Below are 23,842 nucleotides of genomic sequence, written 5' to 3' on the forward strand. Positions count from 1 at the left end.
AAATCTGTCCGGTACAATTAAAAAACAACAAGGAAGCGACAGAAAAAAATGTTTAAACCTTATGAAAACGGCACCGAATCACATGCGATTCATGACCTGACCATTGAAAATGATGTGGACTGTGTCAGCCTTTATGGAAACTTGCAGTTAACCAAGGATCAGGCCGGACTGAAAGCAGCCAAGGCCTTGCAGGCGCTACTCAATGATGTGGTACAGCAACTGGAAAATACCCCGGATCTGCCTGACAAGATCCAGCGTGATGACGCTCAGGAAATTGATAATCCATTTTTATAATGGGTCATTTTTTAAAATTTCATGACTCTTCCATGTGAAACAGAAAAAGCTCAGGATTAATATGAGCTTTTTTTATTCAGGTTTAAAAGTTTATTTCTCTTGAATTATCTTTATTGTATTTATTCAAAAATCTAAATTTGATATTGGGTATTGAGGTTGGCCTGCATCGGGTAATCTAAAAATTTCTCCTGTGTTTTGTTTTTCAGATAGTCTGAGCGCCACTGTTGCGGCGTCTGGCGGGTCCACTGCTTAAAGGCACGCTGGAAGGCACTTTGTTCTGAATAACCCAATAACAGGGAAATCTCGTGCAGGCTTAGATTTTCATCGGTCAAATATTGTTGGGCCAGCATAAAACGGATTTCCTGCATTCGCTGCTGATAGGTCTTGCCCTGTTTTTGCAAATGACGCTGCAACTGCCGAACCGACCAGTGTAACTGACGGGCAATATGCTCAATCTGAAACATGTTTTTTTGCAGTCCGGTCAGGATCGCCTGCTGAATCCGATGATCTATCTGTGAAGTATTCGGCAGTTTTTCCAATAAGGCTTCTGCCTGTTGTTTTAACAGCTTCTGTAGCGTCTGGTCACCTTGACGTAATGGTTTTGCCAGTTCAGAAACATGCATAAAAATCACACTCTTTGGCTGATCAAAACGAACCTTGCAACGGAAGTACTGTTCATACAGATTGAGATGTTTGTTGGTCGGCTGGCGGAAATGGACTTCATGTAAGTGAATATCATCGGTAGCCATCAGCGAACGTACAAATTTCAGCATCAATGCCATGGCGACTTCATCAGTCAATTGAGTCGCCAGATTTAGAGGAACATCGACCCAGGCAATTGACAGGTAGTCATTTTCGACACGGACTTCTAAAGGACTGCCGTCATAGACCAGACGATGATAGTCATGATAGCGCATCATGGCTTCGCCCAAGGTTTCACAGGACAGCGCCAGATAGGCAATAATGCCCAGATGTCGGGGTTGTACGAAATTAGCAATTTCCAGGCCTAAGGCAGGAGTCTGCAACTTTTGCTGTAATTGCATGAGCAACTCACGCCAGATGACAAATTCAAAGCGTTCAACGTCCTGTATAGCGAGTAGTTTTTCTGGAATGGGGAGTTGCTTGGATAGATAGAACTCCAGCAACAAATGTCCCAGACCTCCATAAACCGTGCCTGCATCGTCCTGTATGCTGTGCATTTTTTAATTCTTTTTTGTCGTGTTTTGTCAATCATATTGAATTTTGTGGTCAATATCTAGCCTTTTAGCTCACCTATAGTAAATAAAAAGGAGGGATAGACGATGCTAAAAGGTTTTCTGGCAGGACTGGTAATTGCCAATGGTTTTGAATGGTTTGCACATAAATATATTCTGCATGGTATACCTCGCAAAGGTCAGGCTCGCTACAGTCCAGTACCGCAGAGCATGCGTTCACACTGGGAGCATCATCGGGAAGTGCGTAAGACGGCATTCTCTGATCATGGCTATGTAGAAGGCTGGCAGAACTGGCGTACCCGTAATGAAATTGGATCTCTGGTTGTTGTTGCCAGTGTATTTGGTCTGGCCTTTTATCCGGTTTCAAAAGGAATGTCGCTCGCAGTGCTTTATAGTGCCTGCAATTATTATTATGTGCATCGTCGGGCACATCTGGAACCAGAGTGGGCCAAGCGAAAAATTCCCTGGCATTATGACCATCATATGAATAGTAATCAGGATGCCAACTGGTGTGTAACCCGGCCATGGTTCGACTACGTCATGGGGACACGGGTGATCTCATCATCTGAATTACAGGAACAAAATCCACTCGGCATCCATCTACCCAAACCGGTTTCTCAAGCCCTGAGCAGCAGTATTCAGCAGATCTTTCCAGCCAAATGGGTTGAAAAAAATAGAGCCTTAAACCCTTAAAAGAAACCTAGAAGTTTTAGATAAAGAAATAAAATGCATTTGCACGCTATTTTTGTCGTGATTTGTCAATAAATCCTGCTTAAATTGTCAATATTCGGGGTGTTTTTTGACCTATATTTACACCTGTCAGCGATATAGCCTAACGCTGACAAGTTGTTATGAATACTTGAGTTATGGTTAGATTTTACTGGTTATATTGACACCAAGCGCTGTAGTCTATTCTTGGTTTTATAGGGAGTCGCAAGACTCCTTTTTTTTGTCCATAATTCATGTGCTTAAATTTTCAAGTAATAAAAAAGGCATGATTAACATGCCTTTTTCAGATCTTGTCTCTAAAAATTTTTAAAGACGCATTTCAATGCCTTGCGTTGCCAGATAAGCTTTTGCTTCTGGAATGGTATGCTGGCCGAAGTGGAAGATTGAGGCTGCAAGTACAGCATCTGCGCCCCCTTTTAAAATCCCGTCCGCCAGATGTTGCAGGTTGCCGACACCACCAGAAGCAATTGTTGGAATGTTAACGCGGTCATTAATGGTACGCATGAGTGCCAGGTCATAGCCCGCTTTGGTGCCATCAGCATCCATTGAGGTCACTAACAGTTCACCGGCGCCGTAGTCAGCCATTTTCACGGCCCATTCAATCGCATCAATACCCGTTTCCTTGCGGCCACCGTGAGTAAAGATTTCCCATTTATTCTCGCCGGTTTTCTTGGCATCAATAGCCACTACGATACATTGTGCACCAAAACGCTGAGAAGCCTCCTGGACGAATTCGGGATTATAAATAGCTGCTGAGTTAATGCTGACTTTATCCGCGCCAGCATTTAACAGTAAACGGATATCTTCAACTTTACGAACACCACCACCTACAGTTAACGGTACGAATACAGATTCGGCCATACGCTCTACAGTACGATAAGTCGTGTCACGTCCATGATGTGTAGCGGTAATATCAAGGAAAGTAATTTCATCGGCACCTTGTTCATTATAACGACGCGCCACTTCGACCGGGTCGCCCGCATCACGAATATCAAGGAACTGAACACCCTTGACCACACGACCATTATCAACGTCGAGGCAAGGAATAATACGTTTAGCTAGCATAAATTTTTCCAATTATTACAGCCGATTATGAAACTCACCCACGCAAGCGCTACACCTTGGCAGATGGAAACGGTATTCTAGCAAAAATATGTAAGTTTTTTCGCAGGTTTTCTATGTCGGTTTATACCACTTTGACTTTAAAGGAAGTTCAGGATTTTGCAGCGCCTTATGGTCTCAAGGCGATTGATCTGATTCCCATTCAAGGAGGTATCCAGAACACCAACTACTTTCTGGTCTGTGAAGACCAGCAATATGTATTGACTGTGTTCGAGGACATGGATGAACAGGCTGCTGGTGAACTGGTTCCCGTACTTAAGCATCTGGGACAGGCAGGGGTGGCTGTGCCCGTCCCATTATCGCATTCAGGCAAGGCCATTCATAGCATCAAGGGTAAGCCAGCCCAGATTGCACCACGGATGCTGGGCGAACATCCTATGCCAGCGACTAAGGCTCAGGCCGAAGCCATTGCCATTGCGCAGGCAAAAATGCATGTAGCGCTAAAAGATTTTAAACTGGAACGCGAATTCGTGCGTGATCATGCCTACTGGTATGCCGTGGCACAGGAAATCAAGCCAACCCTGAATGCTGCTGATAAAGTCCTGTTAGGTAAGTTGCTCGGCCTGTATGAAGCATTGACAGCCGTTTATACTGATCGCCCACGTGGCTTTATTCACTCAGATCTGTTCCGTGACAATACCCTGTTTGAGGGGGATCAGCTCAATGGCATTCTGGATTTTTATGAATTGAATAAAGATGAGCTGCTGTTTGATATTGCCATTACTTTGAATGACTTCTGTACAGATTATCCTGCAGTGACCTTGAATGAAGAACGTGCAGTTGCTTTTTTAAAGGCTTATGAAAGTATCCGTCCCTTGACTGAGGATGAAAAAGCCTGTCTGCAGCTTTACCTGGCGATGGCAGCCGGTCGTTTCTGGATGATGCGTTTACAAGTGGCACAGAAAAATGCGGCTGAAGGCCGTACCGGAAACGATATCCTGCAAAAGAATCCGGAAGAAATGCGTAATATGTTGATCGAACGACTTAAGTTTGTCACCGCTTAACCAACAGGAACAACAATATGCGTGATCAAGGGCGTTTGGTGGAATGGTTTGATGAAAAAGGCTATGGATTTATTCAACCGAATGATGCAGGCAAGGAACGTGTGTTTCTGCACATTAAGGACTTTGCACGCCCTGGTCCGCGCCCGATTGTTGGTTGTGCCTTGGATTATGCCGTGATTCTGGATGATCAGGGCCGTTATCGTGCTCAGCAGGTGACTTATCTCAAAGCTGCCCAGATCAAGGCGTTGACGGCTAAACAGAAAACTAGCATAAATAATAAAAAAGAAAAATTGCAGCCGATGCAAATCCTCTGTGTGGGATATATTCTGGCGCTTGTGGTACTCAGTTTCAGTGGTCTGTTGAGCGGGATGGTAGTGTTGCTGATCAGCCTGATGAATGTATTGAGTTACTGGCTCTACGCCCAAGACAAGGAAGCAGCCCAATTGGGCAATCGCCGTATTCCTGAAAATGCGCTACATCTGGTGGCTTTTCTTGGAGGTTGGCCGGCAGCTTGGCTGGCCCAACAAAAACTGAGACATAAAACACAAAAACAACCATTCCGTCAGATTTATTTTTGTACCATAGCCTTTAACATCATTTTGATTCTATGGCTTATTTCCCCTTTAAACGGCTTAAATATTTAAGGGAAATTGATAAAAAGGAGAGGGTATGAACTATTCGATTGACAAGGACCCTAACCGCACACTGACTCTTATTCTATATATTCTTTATATTGTGGCGATCTTTACCGGTGGCCTGCTTGCTGTCATTGCGCTGGTAATTAACTATGTGAAACGCAGTTCGGTTCGCGGTACAATTTTCGAGAGCCATTTTACCTGGCAGATCCGCACCTTCTGGTGGTATCTGATCTGGAATATTGTCGCCTTTATTCCATTTTTGTTCCTGTTCTTTACCGGTGAAGATCCGGATCTGTTCGCAGGTGTAGCATTCGGTGCAACCACTTTCTGCCTGATTGTGATTGGCTTGGCCTGGATCTGGATTGTGTATCGTGCAATTCGCGGGATTATGCGTTTGAATGATAATCTGCCGATGTATCGATAAATCAAATATTGAGATGGAAAGAGCAGCATATCGCTGCTCTTTTTTATAGCTCTATGATTTTTGGCAGCAGAATATCCGAATCAGGTAGGCACTATTCAGCATGTCTTCCCGTAGTTAAAACAGGTCGAACTTAATTTTGTCTGGAGTGGTACAACTGATCTGACCATGAATGGCGCAGCCGACAGCCGCAAGTTTGGTGATAAATTTCCAATCTATGTAGTACAAGGTTGGAGTGGTCATGGCGTGGCGCAAACTGTGGGTATTGGCAAAGCGATTGCAGATGAATTCTGTGGCAAAGCCGATGACTTTAATATATTAACCAGTATCCAGATATCCTATTTGGTCGAGTACTTGCACCGGTGGTGACTCTAATGGTGAAAACGGCCTATGATTTAAGTGCTTTGGTCAATCTGGGCAAAATGGTATCTTTTTAAAATTCAATATAGATATAAAAAATCCCCCTTTTTAAAGGGGGATTTAGGGGGATTCATAAAGGGTTAGGGTGAGGGAAAAATTAAGAGAGATCTTCCTTCAATTCTTCCCTTTTTTCTGTTCTTAAAAACTTCGGTTTCCATTCACTGGCAATTACACCCAGTACCACCATTAATCCGCCCAATAAAGCCAGAGCAGGTAAACGTTCTCCAGCGAGTCGGCCAAACAGACTGGCCCAGATCGGCTCACCTGCATAGATAATGGCAGCCTGAGAAGGATCAACCATTTCCTGTGCCCAGTTCATGACCAGTTGAATCACTGCGCTGGCTATACCGAGGCCAACTAAAATGATGGCAAGGTGAGGATGGAACTCAGGTAGCAGAGGTTCGCCGAGCATTGCTGCCATAATAAAGCAGAACAGTGATGCGAAAATCAGCTGTAACACGGTCACGCGGCGCGTATTTACCTTCGGTGCAAAGTAACTGATAAAGATGATTTCAAGTGCAATTGCAATCGAACCCAAAATTGTCAGTAGCTGTCCAAAACTCAGTTGAATCGCACCAAAGCCATTTCCTGTTAAGAAGACCAGACCTAAAAAGGCAAGGGCTGCCCCAATCCATGTCATGACATGTGGTTTTTTACGAAACAGCATCCATAGCAATATAGGCACGAGGGGAACATATAATGCGGTTAAAAAGGCTGACTCACTACTGCTAATCGTTTGTAGTCCAACTGTTTGCGTGCCATAGCCCAGTGCAATGAGCAATCCGATGACCGCACCAGCAAAAACTTCAAAAGCGGTGATGCCTTTGAGATATTTCCAGGAAATGAGTGTTACGGCAATAGCAGCAGCCATAAAGCGCAAGGCTACAAAAAGCACGGGACTGGCAAAGGTCAGTCCGTATTTCACCACCACAAAGGTTGTACCCCAAATGATGGTAATTAAAATCAGAGAAAGCTGGGGGAGCTTCGCTTTCCATATTGAGGATTCAGAGGATAAGTTAGACATGGGAGATCAGTATTCAGGTAAAAACAAAAAGAGGCCCGAAGACCTCTTTTACAGCAACATCAATCTTTCAGATTAAGCGTCTAAAACCGCTTGTGCTTCACGAAGATTTAAAGTGCCCTCATAGATCGCACGACCAGTAATTGCGCCAAGAATACCCGGTTGGCCTTTTAAGCCATGAACATCATCGATATTAGTGACACCACCAGATGCAATCACTGGAAGACCTGAGTAAGTTGCCAGGTTCACAGTTTGCTCAATGTTCACACCCTGCATCATGCCATCACGTGCAATGTCGGTATAGACAATGCTGGACACACCTGCATCTGCGAAACGTTTAGCCAGATCAGTCGCTTTCACATCAGTCACATTGGCCCAACCATCCGTTGCGACCATGCCATTCATGGCGTCAATCCCAACAATGATATGACCAGCGAACTTTTTACAGGCTTCTTCAACAAACTCAGGCTCTTTCACTGCTTTTGTACCAATGATTACATAAGACACGCCTGCGTCTAGGTAATGCTCAATGGTTTCCAGTGAACGGATACCACCACCGATTTGAATCGGTAAGTTTGGTTGTGCTTTAGCAATCGCTTCTACGACTGGCTTATGAATCGGGGTACCTGCAAAAGCACCGTTCAGATCAACCAGATGGAGACGACGCGCACCTTCATTTACCCAATGCTGCGCAGTAGCCACTGGATCATCAGAAAATACAGTATCGTCTTCTATACGACCTTGTTTTAAACGGACACATTTGCCATCTTTCAGGTCAATTGCAGGGATGATCAGCATGCTTTCGCTCCTGGCCTAATCGTCGATTGAATTTGAATGGCTGCCATCTTAACAAATAAACGGCGGATTTCTAAATCTAAATACTGAATCTCGCATATGAAAAAAACCTGTCATGGACAGGTTGGAGTGAGTGAGTACAGCTCATTGTTATTTTTATATCTGATCAGGCTGATCATTCAGCATGGATGAAATTCAATTAAACATATGCGAGTTGAAGTTCCAGATCCAGTGGACCTACTTTGCCAAGCTGAGTACCCAGGTCATAAAGACCGTCATTGACAGCACCTGCTGTGGCGCCTACAGTTGTAACGATACCGCCGATAACTGGCAGATCCGCTGCAGTATTAGTAATCGTGGCAAGATCATCCAGCAGTGCATCGACAGTGCCTGAGACATCTTGCAGGACACCGCCCACACTCGCTACCGGATTACTGAGTACATCATTCACCAGATCTAGTGGCTGAATGCCAGCAACATAATCACCCGTTTCTGAAATTAGTCCACTCAGGTTAGAAGTAGTCTGCCCGACTGATGCAATCACATCACCGATGACTGGCAAAGAAAGCAGTGGAGCAGTCAGCGGCGCTGTAGTATCTAAAACGCTATCCAAGATATCTGAGACGCCATCTAAAGTTTGACCGACCAGGTCTGTAGTTCCATTTAGCAGTGTGTCTATACCATCAGATAAATCTCCCTGTAATAGCTGGTCTGATACGGCATGCACGCCTTGACTCACATCTGCTAAAAGTCCTGTACTGGTATCCAGGACAGTTTTTTAGCGTATCGCCAACTACAGGTAATTGTGTCAGTGCGTCCGTCAAAGGTGCCGTCAGGGTACTGACTGTTTCAACCACTTCATCAACTAAGGTAATAACAGCCTTAGTCAGGAAGCCTACGGCTTTGCTAATACCTTGCACTGCCAGTGTGAATACCCCATTGAACTTACCGCCGCCCAATAAACTTGCCATGATTTTTACCCTCTAGAAATTTGAACTACTTAACGATGGAGAATTGTTATGCACATCATGTTTTAGCAAAAATCTGCCAAATTTATAGAGCCTAGAACTATAATTTTGACCATAAGTCAGGAAAATGTTATGGAAAATTCATGTTTATCAAAGGATTGATAATAATTTTATATTTTGTGAAAAAATGCAATTAAAAACAATGATTTATATCGGTTATTTTGGTGCTTCTAAAAGATGAGTGGTGTTATTTTTGTGCATTTTTATTGTTTAGCTTAATGTTCGATTAAAAGAATAGTAGAAAAGTTGAGTAGTTTACTCGGATTTTTAGAAAAGTGATTATTCATTTGCTAAATTTTGGTGCGTTATATAGTTTACATAATCTTACAATCGATCAGCGCTTAATTTCTCAAGTAACAGTGTTAAGGAGCATCCAGAAGCAATGATGGTTTTCTTTAGGAAAGTTTCAATTCTCGGCTTAGGAGTTTCCGTTGCCAAAGTTCTTCCAGAATCAAAATACAGGCATAAGCATCCGCGGCTGCGTATTCAATTTGAGCTTGGCTGAGTTTCCGTGCTGCCCAGTTAGAGGTACTGATTCTTTTGGACTTTGGGAAATTCACCTGGAACAGGAGTGCCGTCGCATTTCTGACCCCAACAGCCTGTTTAAGCCCAAAACTGCCAAAGCATTTGGAGAGTTCCAGTACCCCATTTAATTCAACACCTTTTTTACGGAACAGTTGCTTGTCATTTTTTAAGCCAAAGCCAGCTTTCATCTGATTGGGATTGGCAAATATTGGCTGTAAAAAATGCCATAGTTCCGTATTCATTTGAAATAAATACGCCCTTTCTCGGGTAGCTAACTGAATCAAATGCGGTCCTGTAGACTGTTCACCGGCTTTAAATATGGGCTTGGATTCTGAGTCAAAGCCAAAGACTTGTACCTGTTCAAGTTCTTCACGTATTACTTCTGCCTGTTGAAGATTCTGAATCACAATAATTTTTTCAAAGGAGATATTTTGAAATCGTGGAAGTGTGGCGATCTCTTCTTTGGTGGGTAAAATTGGAGAATGAAGGGCATCCATGACGAGTCTGTGTGGGTCCGTGTATGAAGATGCAGCTTAAGACTTTTTCAATTCAGTCTAAAGCGCTTTTAAGAAAATTATTTTTAAATCAAAATGAAAAGCCAGACCCATTTTTAGATCTGGCTTCTGAATTGAGTTGACTGGATTAAACTTATTGCTGTTGCAAGGTTGCCTGTTTTGCACGATTGACATAGTCCTGATAAGACGGAACAGCTATCGCTGCTGCAATCCCCAAAACAATCAGCAGAATATAAAGAATCGCCAGTACATTTTCCCAGCCACGTGTGGTACGGGCGTGTCCAAACTGGTTGCTGTCACGGTTACCTGGAGCAAACAGGGCATACAAGGCAAATAAAATATTGGCGATAGGTACCAGCATCAGCAAAGACAGCCAGCCGCTATGGTTTCGGTCATGCAGGCGACGAATTAAAAAGATGATACTGAAATAAATTGCTGCAATATAAATTAATCCCATGACTACCAGTGATAGCATAGGCAAGGAGCCATCTGGACTCAGAAATGGATTTGCGCCTGGTAGAATAACAGCAGCTAAAATACCGACAAGCATCAAACAAAATCCCATTAGCATATTCCAGGCCAGATATGAACGACGCCCAAAACGTCCCCCTGCATTTAAAGCAGAATCATTTAAATTACTCATTGTTATTTCCTTGTTTTTATCATTAATATTTTTATAAGTAAATGAATGATATAGTAATTTATTAAAAAATAAAAGATTAAATATTGAGCAATAAAAAACCCGCTTCAAGCGGGTTTTTTTAAACATGGATAGGATTAGATATTCCATTCCACGAAGTTTTTCAGCAGTTGTAAACCTGCGGTATGGCTTTTTTCCGGGTGGAACTGGGTCGCAAACAGATTTTCTTTATGCAGTGCCGTACAGAACTCTAAACCATAGCCACATGTCGCAGCCACGATGCTTGGATCTTTTGGCTCTACATAGAAGCTGTGTACGAAATAGAAACGAGCATCCTGTTCAATGTCTTTCCACATTGGATGACCTGGATCAGCCTGATGCACCTGGTTCCAGCCCATATGCGGTACTTTTAGACCTTCCACATCCGGGAAGCGTTTCACTTCGCCTTCAAAAATACCCAGTGCATCTGCGCCGCCATTTTCTTCAGAACGTTGCATCAGCGCCTGCATACCGACACAGATTGCCAGTACCGGCTTATTGAACACCGCATGACGCACCACATCATCAATACCTGCTTCATGCATACCGTGCATACAGTCACGCATTGCGCCTACACCCGGGAAAACAATCTTGTCTGCCTGAGCAATCAGCTTCGGATCATTGGTCACATCTACTGTAGCACCGACATGTTCTAATGCTTTGGCAGCAGAGTGAAGATTTCCCATGCCATAGTCAAGAAGGGCAATACGGGTCATTACAGGGTACCTTTGGTTGACGCAACAGTATTGGCAGCACGTGGATCAACTTCACATGCCATACGCAATGCACGGGCAAATGCCTTAAATACACTTTCAATCTGATGGTGACTGTTTTTACCTTTTAGGTTGTCAATATGTAAAGTCATCAGCGAGTGATTTACAAAGCCCTGGAAGAATTCAGAGAACAGGTCTACATCAAAACGGCCAATCATGGCACGGGTAAATGGAATATCCATAAACAGACCCGGACGACCAGACAGATCAACCACGACACGGCTCAAAGACTCATCCAGCGGAGCATAGAAGTGACCATAACGGCGTAAACCTTTCTTGTCACCCAATGCTTGTGCAAAGGCTTGACCCAGGGTAATACCACAGTCTTCTACAGTATGGTGATCGTCAATTTCCAGGTCGCCGTCACAATGAATATCAATATCAAACAGACCATGTCGCTTGATTTGATCAATCATATGATCTAAAAATGGAATACCAGTATTTAAAGTGCCTTGACCAGACCCATCGAGATTCAAGCGAATTCGAATTTTGGTTTCGTTGGTATTTCTTACCACTTCACTGATACGATCTGTCATAGACACGTTCCTCAAATACGTCAAAATGATTGATGTAGAAAATATTTTCGCCGTGACGACGTCACCGCATATTAGATTGCTCAGGAGGGTTTATCAATGCCTATAACCGTACATGCCTATACTTCTTTGGAAAATGATGAAGTGCGCAGCCAGCTTGAGCGACTGTATGACACCAGCCCGGAGTTTAGTGATGGGGCCGATGCCATGGAACAACTAGAGCAAAACTTGCAACAGTATACCGTACTTTATACTGCAGAATTTAATACCCGTATTATTGGTGCGATCTGGTGCACGGGTCAAGGCGAAACCCGCCTGCTGGAGTATGTCGTTGTACATCCGGCCAATCGTGGACGTGGAGTTGCAGAAAGGCTGGTCAGTGAAGCCTGCCGAATGGAAGAAGAAAAAGGTGTAAAGGTGTTTGAACCTGGCTGTGGCGCGATTCATCGCTGTCTAGCGCATATTGAAAAAATTTAAACTTTTCCTATATTAAGGCAGCCTTATGGCTGCTTTTTTATGCAAATTTTTGACTGAAAATGAATAATTTAGGCCGTTTTAATTAAAAATTAAGCAAGTGATAATTAAATCTGCTGCAAAAGTAGACGATTGATAAAAATTATACTTTTCATGCTTGACGGCATTGGGCTGAAACGGTTTAATACGCCTCATCGGCGTGATAGCTCAGTAGGTAGAGCAACGGATTGAAAATCCGTGTGTCCCCAGTTCGATCCTGGGTCTCGCCACCATATTCAAAACGATTTAAAGTTTTCAATCCCTGATCCCATCAGGGATTTTTTTTGGGTCAAATTTTACACATTCAATCATTTTTTTTCTAATTTCGATTGACTAATGTGTGCAGATACGGCTTAATACACCGCATCGGCGTGATAGCTCAGTAGGTAGAGCAACGGATTGAAAATCCGTGTGTCCCCAGTTCGATCCTGGGTCTCGCCACCATATTCAAAAAACCTTAAACCATGTTTGAGGTTTTTTTTCGCCTGTCATTTTGTTATTCAACAGAAAATGATCTTTGCTTATTATCCCGCTTTGAAACTGTGAGCGTCATATGCTTTTAGGTTTCGAGATCATTTTCCTGAGATGCCATTCATCCGAGCAGGCATGAGTTGTCCAAATAATCCATGTAATCTAATAGATAAGAATATTAAAAATAGTTTATGACATCTGCAGTTATACAACTTGGGTAATAGAGAACTACGGGGAGGCAAGCCAGTTAATATTATGAAAATGTCTGCATTTGGAATCATACTGGGCACATTCAACATGGGAGCACTAGCTGACGATGATAAAGTAGCGGTAACGCTGCCGACCTTGACCGTGATGGCGGAACCTGAACTGAGCAATGAAACTGGTTATGTTCCTTTTGTCCAGGAAGAAAAGACTCAGCGTGCCTTACAGCATCAGGTGATGCGCAGTTCCAAGGAAGCCCAGAATTTTGTACTGAATGCACAGGTGATCGAAAATCTGGATTTTCAGCCGCAGAGCCAGCCTGACTTTAGTTCGGTTTCTCCAATGCTGCAGCAATATGTCATGAGTATTGCCCAAGGCCTGCAATCCAGTGATCCAACTCAGGGTTTAAATATCATGCTACAGCCGCTGGGGATTGATCGTAGCAATAGCCAATCTGCCGAATATCGTTTTCAACTGCAAATTAATCCGAGCACGATCAAACTCGGTATGCAGGATCATTTTAACAAGCTTTCCCCTGCTCTCCCTTAAGCTCGAAGTAAGCAATCTAATCTTAAGTCTTTGAATCCTCGTTAGTCGGGGATTTTTTATATCTGGAATTTGCGAGAGATTTATCTTTTATTCAAAAGCAATCTGCATAAAAAACCGTTTACATCGAACACCAGTAATCATGCAGTATTAACCGTCTATCGACGCTCACAGTAATACTCAGCACCTTTACATAAGTTCAAGCAAGAATAAGGTTTCTCCCACTGAAATGACGATGCGGAGGTTTTCCTTATGCGTCCCCTCGACACAACTTTTCTGATGCTACTGAGTCTGTTTACTGCACTGCGTCTGGTTAATGCACATGCTGCACCCGATTCCGTCACCTTGCCGACACTGACTGTGATGGCCGATCGTGAACTGCGTGAAGAAACCGAGTTCATGCTTCCCCTGCAAGAACAATCCAGCCAGAAACAGGCCTTAAAGATGCGAATGATGAAGATTGAACGCGAACTGCAAGACTATACGGTTAATGCTGACTTCGCGGGTGATATCGAGATTCTGCCTACCACCAATCCGGCACGACTGGATAACCTGCCACCAGGGCTGCAACAGTATGTGCAGGCCATTGCCGATGGTTTGCGTTCTCCTGATCCACGTGACGGTATTTATCTGATGCTGGTGCCATTTGGTATTAACCGCGATGCCACTTCAGTTCAGGCGGCTCGGGAACAGTTTAATCCGAATAATGTTGACCGAACGCTGATTAATGAATGGTGTGCTGCCAACGGTTGCTAGGCAGGATTAAACGATTCAGAGCTGGCTTAAAAAAGGAATTTCAGTGAAATTTCCTCGTAGCATGAACTATGTTCCTGCATAGGGTTTTTGTATAGAACAATTGATTTATGTCTAAAAAATCAGCATATTGGTTAAAAGTAAACCTATACATAACTTGCAGCAGGGGAGCATGTGCATGCCGCGTGTCTTTATGATCCTGGCTGGTGCGACACTTGTTGTCTTTGCATGGCTATTTTATCAATACACTGCGCAACAGCAGGAAGAAGCCGAGCTGATCGAATATGAAATTGTTCTGAATGAAAAGACAGCTGAAATCTTTGATCAGGCACAGGACTGGAGCAAGCCGATTCAGTTAGACATTGAAGAAGACCGTCTGGATGGTGATTACGCGGTCATGGCGGAATATGTATTGGGACAGATGCGAGACCGCGCTGAAGAACGTAATCAGTATTTGCGAGATCTGAAAGCAGCGAACTGGGAGCATTTTCTGGATATTGATCGTCTGGAGAAAGATCAGGCTCAAGGTTATAAAGAAACTGAGACCATGCTCAAGCAGGTGCATCAGATTGTGCAGAACTATGAGCAGACCATCCAGCACCGTGAAGAAAGCCAGATTGAACAGGTCAAGCGGCTCGATATCAAGCAGCGTTATCGTCAGCAGTTGGCACAGAACCTGAAAGCAACCCAGCAGGAAAGTGATGCCTATGCCATCTTTGCAATTGAAAAGCAGAGTCTGGCCAAGGCTAATCAGCTATTTGCCTTGCTCAAGAAATATAAATGGGAAAAACGCAACCGCATGTTTATGTTCCATGATGAAAAAGCGGTGCAGCCCTTTATCGCATTGTATAAAGATATTGAAAACCTGAATAAACAGATGCAGCAAATTAAGACCAAAAATCAGAAAATTGTCGAAGAAGCTTTGTAGCCTGAAAGAGTCATTTAGCTATAAATCATCCTGAGCATGGTGCCAAAAACAGAAGCATGCTATAGATAAACAGGAAATTATCAGTTGAATAAAATGGTGCGAGAACAGGGGCAATGCTGCATGACTCAGGACTTAGTCTGTTATAAGGAAATGCCGATCTGGACACAGCAGCAGATTCCTCAGGGCTTTCAGCGTCCGCATAATACCAAGGCGGGTACTTGGGCCAAACTGACAGTCTTAAAAGGTGAGCTGATTTTTGCCTTGGTTGATGAAAGCGGAGAAGTGCAATCTACTCATGTTTTTACACCTGAGCAGCAACCGCCATTCATTGAACCGCAGCGCTGGCATCAGATTGTCTCTGCCAGTGCAGATGTGGAATGCCAGTTAAAATTCTATTGCGCCCCACAAGATTATTTTCATAAAAAATATGCGATTTCTCCGACACATTCTGAAATTGTGGCTGCTACGCCTTATTTAACGGGTGGTCGTGCCTTAGATGCTGGCTGCGGAGAAGGACGGAATTCGTTGTATTTAAACCAGATGGGCTATGAGGTCGATGCTTGGGATGTGAACTCCCAGAGTCTGGAAAAATTTCAGCAGATCATTGATGCTGAAGATATTCAGCAGATTCGTATTGCACAACGGGATTTGAATGCAGATCCAAGCATTTCTGGCAGTTATGATTTTGTCTGCTGCACTGTGGTGATGATGTTCCTGCAAGCCAAGACCGTTCCAGCACTGATGACTCAAATGCAGCAGGCGACCAAAATCAATGGCTATAACCTGATAGTCTGTGCCATGGATACTGATGACATTCCAGCCCAGCCAGATTTTCCTTTTGCCTTTAAGCAAGATGAATTAAGAGCCTTTTATAAAGACTGGAAGCTGATTAAATACAATGAGAATATTGGTGAGCTATATCGCAGGGATGAGCAGGGTAACCGCATCAAACAACATTTTGCCACGATGCTGGCGCAGAAGGTCTCAGCTTAATTTTTTTAATATTTGAAAATACAGGCTGATTACTTAGTCGCAGGCCGTATTTAAAAATAGAAGATAATAAAAAGGGATGTCAGATGACATCCCTTTGCAGTTTAAATCGTAGGATTAAGCTGCTTTTTTAAACCAAGAGAACCAGCCTTTTTTTTCAGCTTTTGCTTCTGCTTCAGCAGGTGCAGCTTTCGCAGCTTCTACTTGTTGAGCTGCTTCAGTTTTTACTTCTGCTGCGTTAGCCATTGCAGTTTCCTTTGCTTCTGTAGTTTTTACGACAGCTTCTGTTTTTACTGCTGCAACTTTGTCTTCAGCTGCTGCTTTTGCTGTATCTGCTTTTACAGCATTTTCAGTTTTTACTGATTCAACTTTTGTTTCTACTGCTTGTTTTGCATTCGTTGCAGTTGCTTGAGCCGCTTCAACTTTCGCTTGTGCATTTGCTTTAGCTGCTTCAACTTCTACTTGCGCAGGTACAGTTGCTTGTTGAGCAACAGTTTGTACTGTTGTTTTAGCCGTTGCTGGAGCTTCAGCTGCCATTGCAGACGCAGAAGTTGCTACGATTGCAGTTGCGATCATTGTTTTAAGCGTGTTCATATCAATCCCTTAAGGAAGTAGGAAAAAGAGGCTTGATCATACACTTACAAGAATTTAAGTAATTCATAATTAAGATTTTAATGGTTGAAAAATACACTAATTTTACAAAGGGATAACATTAAATAAGAAAGCAAAAAAGCTCCGAAGAGCTTTTATTGTACGATTCTCAATTTTGGTTTCTGTGAGTCTTTATATTCGGTGAAAGAATCAAGGGAATTAAAAGTTAAATTATTAAAGTCTTCTCGAGATATTCCGATTTCATTCAGCATAGAATTCACTGAAAATCCTCCCTTAGCATCTAATAATTTAAGTAATTTTAAATACAGAATAGAGTGATCATGATGAGTCGGGTATGGTTCATTTTTGTGATAACCTAAAGAATTAATTTTCATGCAATTACTTCTATATACCCAATCTGTAAGAAGATTTAATTTATGGGATTTATAGTTAATCGCTTGAAGAGATACTCTCCAGTAGCTTTTATACTTAAGCATATTGGTAATACTCATTTCCTTTGGAGCTAAAGAAAGAAAGCTTTCATCAGGCATCAAAAAACAGGAAGCAAAACGATCGGCTTCACTTTCTCGCTTTTTGTAATCGATATCATCATTTGGATTTTGTGTATCATAAATATGCAGAAAAATATGAGCTAACTCATGAGCAGCATCAAATCTAGTCCTCTCAGCAGATTTAAATGTATCTAGCAAAACAAATGGCTGCCCATCTAATGAAATAGATAAAGCATCTACTTCTCGAACATTCAAAGGAAGAGAAAAAACTTTGATGCCTTTAATCTCTAATAGTGAGATTATATTATTGATAGGTTGTACACCTAATCCCCATTCACTTCTTACGCGCAAGGCTGTTATTTCTGGAGAATCATCACTATCAGGATCTAAATTGTAGTCATCTAAGATATTAAAAACAGGAAGATTTTTAATATTTCTTGCAAAATATAGACTTATAGATTCCGCTAAAGAGATATATTCAACTATAGCATTTGAATAGGAAGCTTTAATTCTTGCTCTAGCCCTAAAATTAACTTCAGACATATTAAAATTTGTTGAGTTTTTAACGTCAAAATAAGAGAGAGGGACGTTAAAAAGTTGAGAAGCCTTTGTCCAAAAATCATGAGGTAATGTTCTTTCTCCACTTAAGTACTTTTTAAAAGTGGCTAATGGAATATCTAGGGCTTCAGCTGTTTTTGAATGACTGAAACCGCGCAAATTTTGCGCGGCTTTAATACGGTCAAGTTGGTACATACAAATTCTCATTAAAGCAAATTATTTAACTCGTAAACGTTAAATAGCTTGTAAGTCTCCGAAGTCATCTTCGGTAATCGGATTATTCTCATCCGGAATTGGTGCTTCATATGCTTCAGGAGCATCTGGAGAGTCAGACATAATTAATCTTAATGTATGATTAATAGGGAAGCACTTAGTTTTTTCACCTACAGGAGATACCTTATAGATGCCAGTAGCATATGCGATCTCGAATGGCAGAAAACTACTATTTTCAGTGTCAATTAAATTGCTTGGTTGGTAATAAACAATGAAAGTTCTAAAAAAATTCGAGTCCGCATAATGGGATTTATTCGCTAATAATTTTAGCTCAGTCGCATGACCTTTATGGCATTTTGATGTGATGACATTTAATTCATTGCCAAAAGCCTCATCATTTGGTGACATAAATATTAATTGTAGGTTTTTCTCAGAGTTAACAAGACAAGGTTGCCCATTCTTGCGAATCAAAAACCAACCCAAAGGTTCTAAAATAGTATCTGCATGTTCACAGATATCACCCCAACGTCCCATAGCACGACCTGGATTCTTTTTTTTACGAAGTGCGTATCCACTGTTTGCTAATTTAAAGGCAAGTTGTAATTCACTCGTAATATTAAGTCCAAGCTCAATGAGTTTACTACTGGCATTAGTTCCCCATAAAATTTCACAAGGGACTTGGTTTAACTCATTCCAATCCAAGCTATTAAATGTACGTTGCATACAGATACTCTAAGAAAATTTGTATACAAAATATAACATCAAATGATGACTTAAAAAGTATACATATTAGAGTTTTTATTCTAAATTTGTATCAGATTATTTCATAAAAAACCCCGCTTATTGCGGGGTTTCTTTTGTTCACGTATTTAAGAATTAAACACGTTCGATCACTGTTGCGATACCTTGACCCAGACCGATACACATCGTCGCAAGACCGATTTGTGTATCTTGCTGTTCCATCACGTTCAACAACGTTGTTGTGATACGCGCACCAGAACAACCCAATGGGTGACCCAATGCAATCGCACCACCGTTATGGTTCACGATGTCTTGCTTGTTATAAATGCCTAAGCCTTTAAGAACAGAAAGACCTTGTGCAGCAAATGCCTCGTTCAATTCAAATGTTTGAATATCAGAAATCGCAAGACCAGCGCGTTTTAACGCTTTTTGTGTTGCTGGAACCGGACCAAAGCCCATGATCGCAGCATCACAGCCTGCAACCGCCATAGAGCGAATTACAGCACGTGGCTTAAGACCCAACGCTTGCGCACGTTCAGCAGACATCAATAACATTGCAGACGCACCGTCAGACAACGCTGAAGAAGTCGCAGCAGTCACAGAACCGCCTTTCGGATCGAATACTGGACGCAATGCTTTGAACGCTTCAAGGTTTGCATCAGGACGAATTACTTCGTCGATGTCGCAAAGCTGTTTAAAACCGTTGGCATCATGACCTTCAATACCGATGATTTCGTTCTTGAAACGACCTTCCTGAGTCGCAGCCCAAGCACGGCGGTGAGATTCAACACCAAATGCATCTTGTTCTTCACGGGTAATGCCGTTCATACGACCGAGCATTTCAGCGGTTAAGCCCATCATGTTAGACGCTTTAGCATAGTGCTTAGACGCTTCAGGGTTCAGGTCGATGCCGTGCATCATACCTACGTGACCCATATGCTCAACACCACCAATGATGAAAACATCACCTTGACCAGTCATGATTTGTGCCGCAGCAGTATGGATTGCCTGCATAGACGAACCACACAGACGGTTAACCGTTTGACCTGCAACAGTCTTAGGAAGATCTGCCAGTAACGCGATGTTACGACCGATGTTCATACCTTGTTCTAGAGTCTGGTTTACACAGCCCCAGATTACGTCTTCAACTTCGTTGACATCGAACTGGTTACGAGCAACAAGCGCACGTACTAATTCAGCAGAAAGGCTGTCAGCACGTACATTGCGGAACATACCATTTTTGGTTTTACCCATTGCTGAACGTACGCCATCAACGATGACAACGTCACGTGGATTTAAAGTAGCCATTCACGTTGCTCCTTAACCGTAGAATTTTTTGTTGTTAGCAGCCATGTCACGCAACATTTGTGGCGCTTCATAAGCCTTACCTAAGTGTGCGTACTTGTCGCAAAGCGCAACGTATTCAGCTACACCAGTCTGGTCGATATAACGGCATGGACCGCCACGGAATGGAGGGAAACCTACACCCATGATCATCGCCATATCTGCTTCAGCAGGCGTAGCAACGATGTTGTCTTCTAAGCAACGAACAGTTTCGTTACAGAAAGCAAGCATCATACGGTCAATGATTTCCTGAGCATCAAATTCGCGTTTTTCCGCAGTTGCAACAGAAGCCACAAGTTCGTATGCAGTTGGATCAACCACTTTGGCTTTCTTGCCTTTACGGTCCAATTCGTATTTGTAGAAACCAACGTCATTCTTTTGACCTAGACGTTTGTTTTCGTACATCACCTGGATTGAACCTTTGTAGTCAGGCTTCATACGGTCAGGGAAACCTTCCGCCATCACTTCTGCACCGTGAACGCCAGTATCAATACCCACAACGTCCATCAAGTAAGCAGGACCCATAGGCCAGCCGAATTTTTCCATCACTTTGTCGATTTGCTGGAAGTCAGCACCATCTTTCAGTAGAAGGTCGAACGCACCAAAGTAAGGGAACAATACACGGTTTACTAAGAAGCCCGGGCAGTCATTCACAACAATCGGTGTTTTACCCATTTTCTGAGCAAGTACCACAGTGGTTGCAATCGCTTCGTCAGAAGTCTTCGCACCACGGATCACTTCTACCAATGGCATCATGTGCACTGGGTTAAAGAAGTGCATACCCACGAAGTTTTCAGGACGCTCTAGGTTTTCAGCCAGACGCGTAATTGAAATCGTAGAAGTATTCGAAGCAATGATCGTGTTTTCACGAACTTTCGCTTCAGTTTCTTTCAGTACGATACCTTTCACTTTTGGATTTTCAGTCACCGCTTCAATCACGATGTCCACTTCTTTAAACTCGTCATAGCTTAAAGTTGGGCGGATGCGCGCAAGAGTTTCACCCATTTGAGCAGGCTTCATCTTCTTGCGTTCAACTTGTTTGGTCAGTAAGCCGTTTGCTTCTTTCATACCTAAAGCAAGTTGTGGATTACCAATGTCTTTCATAATGATTGGTGTGCCTTTGCTTGCCGCCTGGTAAGCAATACCACCACCCATGATACCTGCGCCTAATACAGCCGCTTGGTTCACAGGGTGTGCACCTTTCTCATATTTCTTGGAAGTTTTCTTCACCACTTGATCGTTGATGAATAGACCAATCAACGCACCTGCTTGCGGTGTTACTGCAGCTTTGGCAAAGCCTTGTGCTTCTGCTTTTAATGCTTCATTACGTGGAAGGCTTGCACCTGTCTGTAGTGAATCAAGCATCAATTTTGGCGCTGGATATTGAGCAGGGTTTGCTTTTGCAAGAACCGCACCTTTCGCTGTATTGAACGCCATCATTTGCTCAAGCATGTTCAACTTAACAGGATCTAGTTTTTCCTGGCGTTTTGCTTTCCAGTCTAGACGACCCGCAATCGCCTGTTTAACCAGATCAATTGCAGCGTCTTGCAGTTTGTCCGCAGCAACGACTGCATCAACAGCACCGTCTTTCAGCGCAGCAGCAGGTTTCTTTGGATTGGCCATTGCCATCCATTCAACTGCATTGTCGATACCGATCACACGGCTTAAACGAACAGTACCACCGAAGCCCGGGAAGATCCCCAGTTTGATTTCAGGCAAGCCAACAGCAGCTGCTTCTGACATGACACGGTAGTCACACACCAGACACATTTCAAAACCGCCACCCAATGCTTGACCATTGATTGCAGCAACTTTAGGAATGTCTAAATCTTCAAAAGAGTTGAAGATGTCATGAACAGGCAGGGCCCATTCTACAATTGCCTGTTCGCCTTGCGCGAAGTTCGCACCGAACTCAGTAATGTCTGCACCTACGATGAAGGTTGACTTCGCTGAAGTGACGATTAAACCTTTAATGTCAGCGTTTGCTTTTACCGCGTCAATTGCAGCTTTAAAATCTTCAATTGTTGCACGGTTAAATTTGTTGACCGACTCACCTTGTAAGTCAAAGCGGAATTCTGCAATTCCGTCCGAAAGCATTTGGACGGTAATGGCATTGCCAGCGTGGATCATGCCTGATCTCCTTTATTTTGGAGGACTTCTAAGTTGATGTTGTGAAGAGCCTATGCGCGATTCCTGCGCATATTTATGCTTCGCCAATCTTACGATAACTATATCCAAAAAGAACATAACAAGTTGTATCAAGCCGTGACGCAAGGGTCATCTATTTTTGCCTGAACTGTTTTAGCTGTTATCCGTTCTAGTATGGCTCTTATCAAGCACAATGAACTGAAGATTTTGTTTCAGCTCACAATTTTTTAATGAGAACTCCATTTATATTGGGTGATAACGAGGCTTTTCAAGTCTTTGAAAAAATCGTTTTACTGTCAAAAAAGTCAATTTAGGGCAGAGAATTTCTTTGTTGCTGTTTTGCAGCCTGATCAAAATCGCGCTCCAAGTCCAGCTTTGTTGCAGTTTGGTTGTGAGGTGGTAGTTTGCCGATAAGCTGGCTGGGATTGTGAATCGGCCCGGCTTAGAATGGGTGAAAATAAGTAAAAACCTAGAACAATAATAAGAAGATCACTGCATGAAATTGACAGATCAGACGCTGATGCAGCAGATGCAGATTTCATTGCCCGACATTCAGCGACGCAAGCAATTACTTGGACTGACCGAAGAAGCCCTGGCAGCACTGGCGACTGTGCGTGAACTGATAGAGCCAGGCTTGCAGGACACTGTGGCTGAATTTTATGACTATCAAACCTCTGTACCCGAAATTAATAATCTGATTGGTGATGTCGATACGCTTAAACGCCTCAAGGTCGCCCAGCATCAATATATTCTGGATCTGTTTTCTGGCTGCTATGACAGTGTCTATGTCAATAACCGCTTGCGTATCGGATTGGTGCATAAACGTATTGGGGTAGAGCCGCGTCTGTATCTGGCTGCCTTGCATCAGATTAAATTAGGCATCTTTAAACTGGTGGAACAGTATGTGGCGGATGCAGCCCTGGCGCGGCAGGTGCAGGACACCCTGGAAAAACTGTATACCTTTGATATTACCTTGGTGGTTGAAACCTATATCTGGAGCTTGGTCAAAGAAGTGAATAGCTCCCATCACAAACTGCAGGAATATGCCATGGCACTTGGTGCACATGCACAGGAAATGGAAACCCTGTCCCGGCTGGATCCACTGACAGGGCTTTATAATGTGCGTAGCCTGACCTCGATGTTAAATGAACTACTTTATCGTGCACGGCAACAGCATGCGCCTGTGACCGTGGTATTTATTGATATCAACGACTTTAAACTGTTAAACGACCAATATGGCCATGTCTATGGTGATCAGGTGATTCAGGCAGTAGCGAGTACCTTAAAGCAGATTGCCCGGGATGAAGACTACTGTTTCCGCTATGGCGGTGATGAGTTTCTAGTGGTATTGCCGAACTGTACCGAGGCAGATGCCTTGCAAAGCTTTATTCCACGCGTAGAGCAGACTTTGAGCCAACTGACAATGCCGGTCAGTCTTAGTGTCGGGATTCATCAGGCCGATGCCAATAGTGGCTATCTGGATAGCGCCAGCCTGATCCGCTGTGCCGATGACAAGATGTATGCGGTCAAGAAACAGTACAAACTAAAAGGGAAATAACAGTAATCAATACGGCAATTCATGATTGCTATTTCATGCTGTATCATTTTTAAAATATCTG

General features: G+C 43.0%; 25 protein-coding genes, 2 tRNA genes and 1 pseudogene. 14 read left to right on the forward strand and 14 right to left on the reverse strand.

Annotated features, from left to right (window positions below):
• The first annotated feature begins 48 nt into the window (after window positions 1–48).
• Entirely contained in the window at window positions 49–294 is a 246-nt protein-coding gene (locus ACS72_RS11620; protein ID WP_004813651.1) for a hypothetical protein, read from the forward strand.
• Between the two features lie 131 nt (window positions 295–425).
• On the opposite strand, the gene ACS72_RS11625 is transcribed toward ACS72_RS11620, so the two are convergent.
• Window positions 426–1,493: an AraC family transcriptional regulator gene (locus ACS72_RS11625; protein WP_048882211.1), complete on the reverse strand. Its 1,068-nt coding sequence runs from the start codon at window positions 1,491–1,493 to the stop codon at window positions 426–428.
• Between the two features lie 102 nt (window positions 1,494–1,595).
• Between ACS72_RS11625 and ACS72_RS11630 the strand changes: the two genes are divergently transcribed.
• The gene (locus ACS72_RS11630) at window positions 1,596–2,201 is read left to right on the forward strand and encodes a sterol desaturase family protein (protein WP_048882212.1); all 606 of its coding nucleotides are present in this window, start codon (window positions 1,596–1,598) and stop codon (window positions 2,199–2,201) included.
• 342 nt (window positions 2,202–2,543) lie between these two features.
• Here ACS72_RS11630 and hisF read toward each other — a convergent pair whose 3' ends face one another.
• Complete coding sequence (gene hisF / locus ACS72_RS11635) at window positions 2,544–3,302, reverse strand: imidazole glycerol phosphate synthase subunit HisF (RefSeq protein WP_048882213.1); 759 nt, start codon at window positions 3,300–3,302, stop codon at window positions 2,544–2,546.
• A 113-nt stretch (window positions 3,303–3,415) separates the two neighbouring features.
• On the opposite strand from hisF, the gene ACS72_RS11640 reads away from it, so the two are divergent.
• The 4 genes and pseudogenes from ACS72_RS11640 to ACS72_RS17520 form a co-directional block, all read left to right on the forward strand.
• The gene (locus tag ACS72_RS11640; RefSeq protein ID WP_048882214.1) at window positions 3,416–4,363 is read left to right on the forward strand and encodes a homoserine kinase; all 948 of its coding nucleotides are present in this window, start codon (window positions 3,416–3,418) and stop codon (window positions 4,361–4,363) included.
• 17 nt (window positions 4,364–4,380) lie between these two features.
• Window positions 4,381–5,007 carry a DUF1294 domain-containing protein gene (locus ACS72_RS11645; protein WP_048882215.1) on the forward strand — a complete coding sequence of 209 codons (627 nt, stop codon included), beginning with the start codon at window positions 4,381–4,383 and terminating at the stop codon, window positions 5,005–5,007.
• A gap of 25 nt (window positions 5,008–5,032) precedes the next feature.
• Complete coding sequence (locus tag ACS72_RS11650) at window positions 5,033–5,425, forward strand: membrane protein (protein ID WP_008302500.1); 393 nt, start codon at window positions 5,033–5,035, stop codon at window positions 5,423–5,425.
• 102 nt (window positions 5,426–5,527) lie between these two features.
• Window positions 5,528–5,859 (forward strand): annotated as a pseudogene (locus ACS72_RS17520) (FAD-binding oxidoreductase); the annotation flags it as partial.
• An 80-nt stretch (window positions 5,860–5,939) separates the two neighbouring features.
• On the opposite strand, the gene ACS72_RS11660 reads toward ACS72_RS17520, so the two are convergent.
• The 7 genes from ACS72_RS11660 to hisB all read right to left on the reverse strand — a co-directional run bounded on the left by ACS72_RS11660 (window position 5,940) and on the right by hisB (window position 11,714).
• A complete protein-coding gene (locus ACS72_RS11660; RefSeq protein ID WP_048882217.1) occupies window positions 5,940–6,866 on the reverse strand; it encodes a DMT family transporter in 927 nt (308 codons plus the stop codon).
• 72 nt (window positions 6,867–6,938) lie between these two features.
• Entirely contained in the window at window positions 6,939–7,661 is a 723-nt protein-coding gene (gene hisA, locus ACS72_RS11665; RefSeq protein WP_048882218.1) for a 1-(5-phosphoribosyl)-5-[(5-phosphoribosylamino)methylideneamino]imidazole-4-carboxamide isomerase, read from the reverse strand.
• Window positions 7,662–7,857: 196 nt separating this feature from the next.
• Window positions 7,858–8,397 carry a hypothetical protein gene (locus tag ACS72_RS11670; RefSeq protein WP_228156243.1) on the reverse strand — a complete coding sequence of 180 codons (540 nt, stop codon included), beginning with the start codon at window positions 8,395–8,397 and terminating at the stop codon, window positions 7,858–7,860.
• Window positions 8,398–9,081: 684 nt separating this feature from the next.
• A complete protein-coding gene (locus ACS72_RS11675) occupies window positions 9,082–9,708 on the reverse strand; it encodes a 3'-5' exonuclease (RefSeq protein ID WP_048882219.1) in 627 nt (208 codons plus the stop codon).
• A 151-nt stretch (window positions 9,709–9,859) separates the two neighbouring features.
• Window positions 9,860–10,369 (reverse strand): DUF805 domain-containing protein, encoded by a 510-nt coding sequence (locus tag ACS72_RS11680; protein ID WP_048882220.1) that lies wholly within the window; start codon window positions 10,367–10,369, stop codon window positions 9,860–9,862.
• Window positions 10,370–10,503: 134 nt separating this feature from the next.
• Complete coding sequence (gene hisH, locus ACS72_RS11685) at window positions 10,504–11,121, reverse strand: imidazole glycerol phosphate synthase subunit HisH (RefSeq protein ID WP_048882221.1); 618 nt, start codon at window positions 11,119–11,121, stop codon at window positions 10,504–10,506.
• A complete protein-coding gene (hisB, locus tag ACS72_RS11690) occupies window positions 11,121–11,714 on the reverse strand; it encodes an imidazoleglycerol-phosphate dehydratase HisB (protein WP_048882222.1) in 594 nt (197 codons plus the stop codon). Before hisB ends, hisH begins: the two co-directional genes overlap by 1 nt.
• Window positions 11,715–11,810: 96 nt before the next feature.
• Here hisB and ACS72_RS11695 point away from each other — a divergent pair, with 96 nt between their 5' ends.
• The 7 genes from ACS72_RS11695 (at window position 11,811) to tehB (ending at window position 16,119) form a co-directional block, all read left to right on the forward strand.
• Entirely contained in the window at window positions 11,811–12,188 is a 378-nt protein-coding gene (locus ACS72_RS11695) for a GNAT family N-acetyltransferase (protein WP_004813635.1), read from the forward strand.
• Window positions 12,189–12,381: 193 nt separating this feature from the next.
• Window positions 12,382–12,457 (forward strand) — tRNA-Phe (locus tag ACS72_RS11700).
• 135 nt (window positions 12,458–12,592) lie between these two features.
• Window positions 12,593–12,668, forward strand: a tRNA-Phe gene (locus ACS72_RS11705).
• Between the two features lie 324 nt (window positions 12,669–12,992).
• The gene (locus ACS72_RS11710; protein WP_228156244.1) at window positions 12,993–13,448 is read left to right on the forward strand and encodes a hypothetical protein; all 456 of its coding nucleotides are present in this window, start codon (window positions 12,993–12,995) and stop codon (window positions 13,446–13,448) included.
• Window positions 13,449–13,697: 249 nt separating this feature from the next.
• Window positions 13,698–14,201: a hypothetical protein gene (locus ACS72_RS11715; protein WP_048882224.1), complete on the forward strand. Its 504-nt coding sequence runs from the start codon at window positions 13,698–13,700 to the stop codon at window positions 14,199–14,201.
• Between the two features lie 175 nt (window positions 14,202–14,376).
• The gene (locus tag ACS72_RS11720) at window positions 14,377–15,126 is read left to right on the forward strand and encodes a hypothetical protein (protein WP_048882225.1); all 750 of its coding nucleotides are present in this window, start codon (window positions 14,377–14,379) and stop codon (window positions 15,124–15,126) included.
• 120 nt (window positions 15,127–15,246) lie between these two features.
• Window positions 15,247–16,119, forward strand: a complete 873-nt coding sequence (gene tehB / locus ACS72_RS11725) for an SAM-dependent methyltransferase TehB (protein WP_048882226.1) — start codon at window positions 15,247–15,249, stop codon at window positions 16,117–16,119.
• Between the two features lie 114 nt (window positions 16,120–16,233).
• Here the strand turns inward: tehB and ACS72_RS11730 are convergent, their stop codons facing one another.
• The 5 genes from ACS72_RS11730 to fadB all read right to left on the reverse strand — a co-directional run bounded on the left by ACS72_RS11730 (window position 16,234) and on the right by fadB (window position 22,205).
• Entirely contained in the window at window positions 16,234–16,710 is a 477-nt protein-coding gene (locus tag ACS72_RS11730) for a hypothetical protein (protein ID WP_048882227.1), read from the reverse strand.
• Between the two features lie 152 nt (window positions 16,711–16,862).
• Window positions 16,863–17,972 (reverse strand): ImmA/IrrE family metallo-endopeptidase, encoded by a 1,110-nt coding sequence (locus ACS72_RS11735; RefSeq protein WP_048882228.1) that lies wholly within the window; start codon window positions 17,970–17,972, stop codon window positions 16,863–16,865.
• Window positions 17,973–18,011: 39 nt separating this feature from the next.
• Window positions 18,012–18,713: a hypothetical protein gene (locus ACS72_RS11740; RefSeq protein ID WP_048882229.1), complete on the reverse strand. Its 702-nt coding sequence runs from the start codon at window positions 18,711–18,713 to the stop codon at window positions 18,012–18,014.
• Window positions 18,714–18,866: 153 nt separating this feature from the next.
• A complete protein-coding gene (fadA, locus tag ACS72_RS11745) occupies window positions 18,867–20,039 on the reverse strand; it encodes an acetyl-CoA C-acyltransferase FadA (protein ID WP_048882230.1) in 1,173 nt (390 codons plus the stop codon).
• 12 nt (window positions 20,040–20,051) lie between these two features.
• Entirely contained in the window at window positions 20,052–22,205 is a 2,154-nt protein-coding gene (gene fadB / locus ACS72_RS11750; RefSeq protein WP_008302483.1) for a fatty acid oxidation complex subunit alpha FadB, read from the reverse strand.
• A gap of 514 nt (window positions 22,206–22,719) precedes the next feature.
• Here fadB and ACS72_RS11755 point away from each other — a divergent pair.
• Window positions 22,720–23,781, forward strand: a complete 1,062-nt coding sequence (locus tag ACS72_RS11755) for a diguanylate cyclase (RefSeq protein ID WP_008302481.1) — start codon at window positions 22,720–22,722, stop codon at window positions 23,779–23,781.
• Window positions 23,782–23,842: the final 61 nt, after the last annotated feature.

The sequence above is a fragment of the Acinetobacter sp. VT 511 genome, assembly GCF_001077515.1.
Taxonomy (GTDB): domain Bacteria; phylum Pseudomonadota; class Gammaproteobacteria; order Pseudomonadales; family Moraxellaceae; genus Acinetobacter; species Acinetobacter schindleri.

Excerpts from the sequence above, each read along its gene's own strand:
- ACS72_RS11695 (WP_004813635.1), top strand. The coding sequence starts at position 11,811 with ATGCCTATAACCGTACATGCCTATACTTCTTTGGAAAATGATGAAGTG.
- ACS72_RS11755 (WP_008302481.1), top strand. The coding sequence starts at position 22,720 with ATGAAATTGACAGATCAGACGCTGATGCAGCAGATGCAGATTTCATTG.
- hisA (WP_048882218.1), bottom strand. The coding sequence starts at position 7,661 with ATGCTGATCATCCCTGCAATTGACCTGAAAGATGGCAAATGTGTCCGT.
- ACS72_RS11735 (WP_048882228.1), bottom strand. The coding sequence starts at position 17,972 with ATGTACCAACTTGACCGTATTAAAGCCGCGCAAAATTTGCGCGGTTTC.
- ACS72_RS11630 (WP_048882212.1), top strand. The coding sequence starts at position 1,596 with ATGCTAAAAGGTTTTCTGGCAGGACTGGTAATTGCCAATGGTTTTGAA.
- ACS72_RS11710 (WP_228156244.1), top strand. The coding sequence starts at position 12,993 with ATGGGAGCACTAGCTGACGATGATAAAGTAGCGGTAACGCTGCCGACC.
- ACS72_RS11640 (WP_048882214.1), top strand. The coding sequence starts at position 3,416 with ATGTCGGTTTATACCACTTTGACTTTAAAGGAAGTTCAGGATTTTGCA.
- fadA (WP_048882230.1), bottom strand. The coding sequence starts at position 20,039 with ATGGCTACTTTAAATCCACGTGACGTTGTCATCGTTGATGGCGTACGT.
- ACS72_RS11625 (WP_048882211.1), bottom strand. The coding sequence starts at position 1,493 with ATGCACAGCATACAGGACGATGCAGGCACGGTTTATGGAGGTCTGGGA.
- ACS72_RS11650 (WP_008302500.1), top strand. The coding sequence starts at position 5,033 with ATGAACTATTCGATTGACAAGGACCCTAACCGCACACTGACTCTTATT.
- hisF (WP_048882213.1), bottom strand. The coding sequence starts at position 3,302 with ATGCTAGCTAAACGTATTATTCCTTGCCTCGACGTTGATAATGGTCGT.
- ACS72_RS11620 (WP_004813651.1), top strand. The coding sequence starts at position 49 with ATGTTTAAACCTTATGAAAACGGCACCGAATCACATGCGATTCATGAC.
- ACS72_RS11730 (WP_048882227.1), bottom strand. The coding sequence starts at position 16,710 with ATGAACACGCTTAAAACAATGATCGCAACTGCAATCGTAGCAACTTCT.
- fadB (WP_008302483.1), bottom strand. The coding sequence starts at position 22,205 with ATGATCCACGCTGGCAATGCCATTACCGTCCAAATGCTTTCGGACGGA.
- ACS72_RS11715 (WP_048882224.1), top strand. The coding sequence starts at position 13,698 with ATGCGTCCCCTCGACACAACTTTTCTGATGCTACTGAGTCTGTTTACT.
- ACS72_RS11720 (WP_048882225.1), top strand. The coding sequence starts at position 14,377 with ATGCCGCGTGTCTTTATGATCCTGGCTGGTGCGACACTTGTTGTCTTT.
- tehB (WP_048882226.1), top strand. The coding sequence starts at position 15,247 with ATGACTCAGGACTTAGTCTGTTATAAGGAAATGCCGATCTGGACACAG.
- ACS72_RS11675 (WP_048882219.1), bottom strand. The coding sequence starts at position 9,708 with ATGGATGCCCTTCATTCTCCAATTTTACCCACCAAAGAAGAGATCGCC.
- ACS72_RS11680 (WP_048882220.1), bottom strand. The coding sequence starts at position 10,369 with ATGAGTAATTTAAATGATTCTGCTTTAAATGCAGGGGGACGTTTTGGG.
- hisH (WP_048882221.1), bottom strand. The coding sequence starts at position 11,121 with ATGACCCGTATTGCCCTTCTTGACTATGGCATGGGAAATCTTCACTCT.
- ACS72_RS11645 (WP_048882215.1), top strand. The coding sequence starts at position 4,381 with ATGCGTGATCAAGGGCGTTTGGTGGAATGGTTTGATGAAAAAGGCTAT.
- ACS72_RS11740 (WP_048882229.1), bottom strand. The coding sequence starts at position 18,713 with ATGCAACGTACATTTAATAGCTTGGATTGGAATGAGTTAAACCAAGTC.
- hisB (WP_048882222.1), bottom strand. The coding sequence starts at position 11,714 with ATGACAGATCGTATCAGTGAAGTGGTAAGAAATACCAACGAAACCAAA.
- ACS72_RS11660 (WP_048882217.1), bottom strand. The coding sequence starts at position 6,866 with ATGTCTAACTTATCCTCTGAATCCTCAATATGGAAAGCGAAGCTCCCC.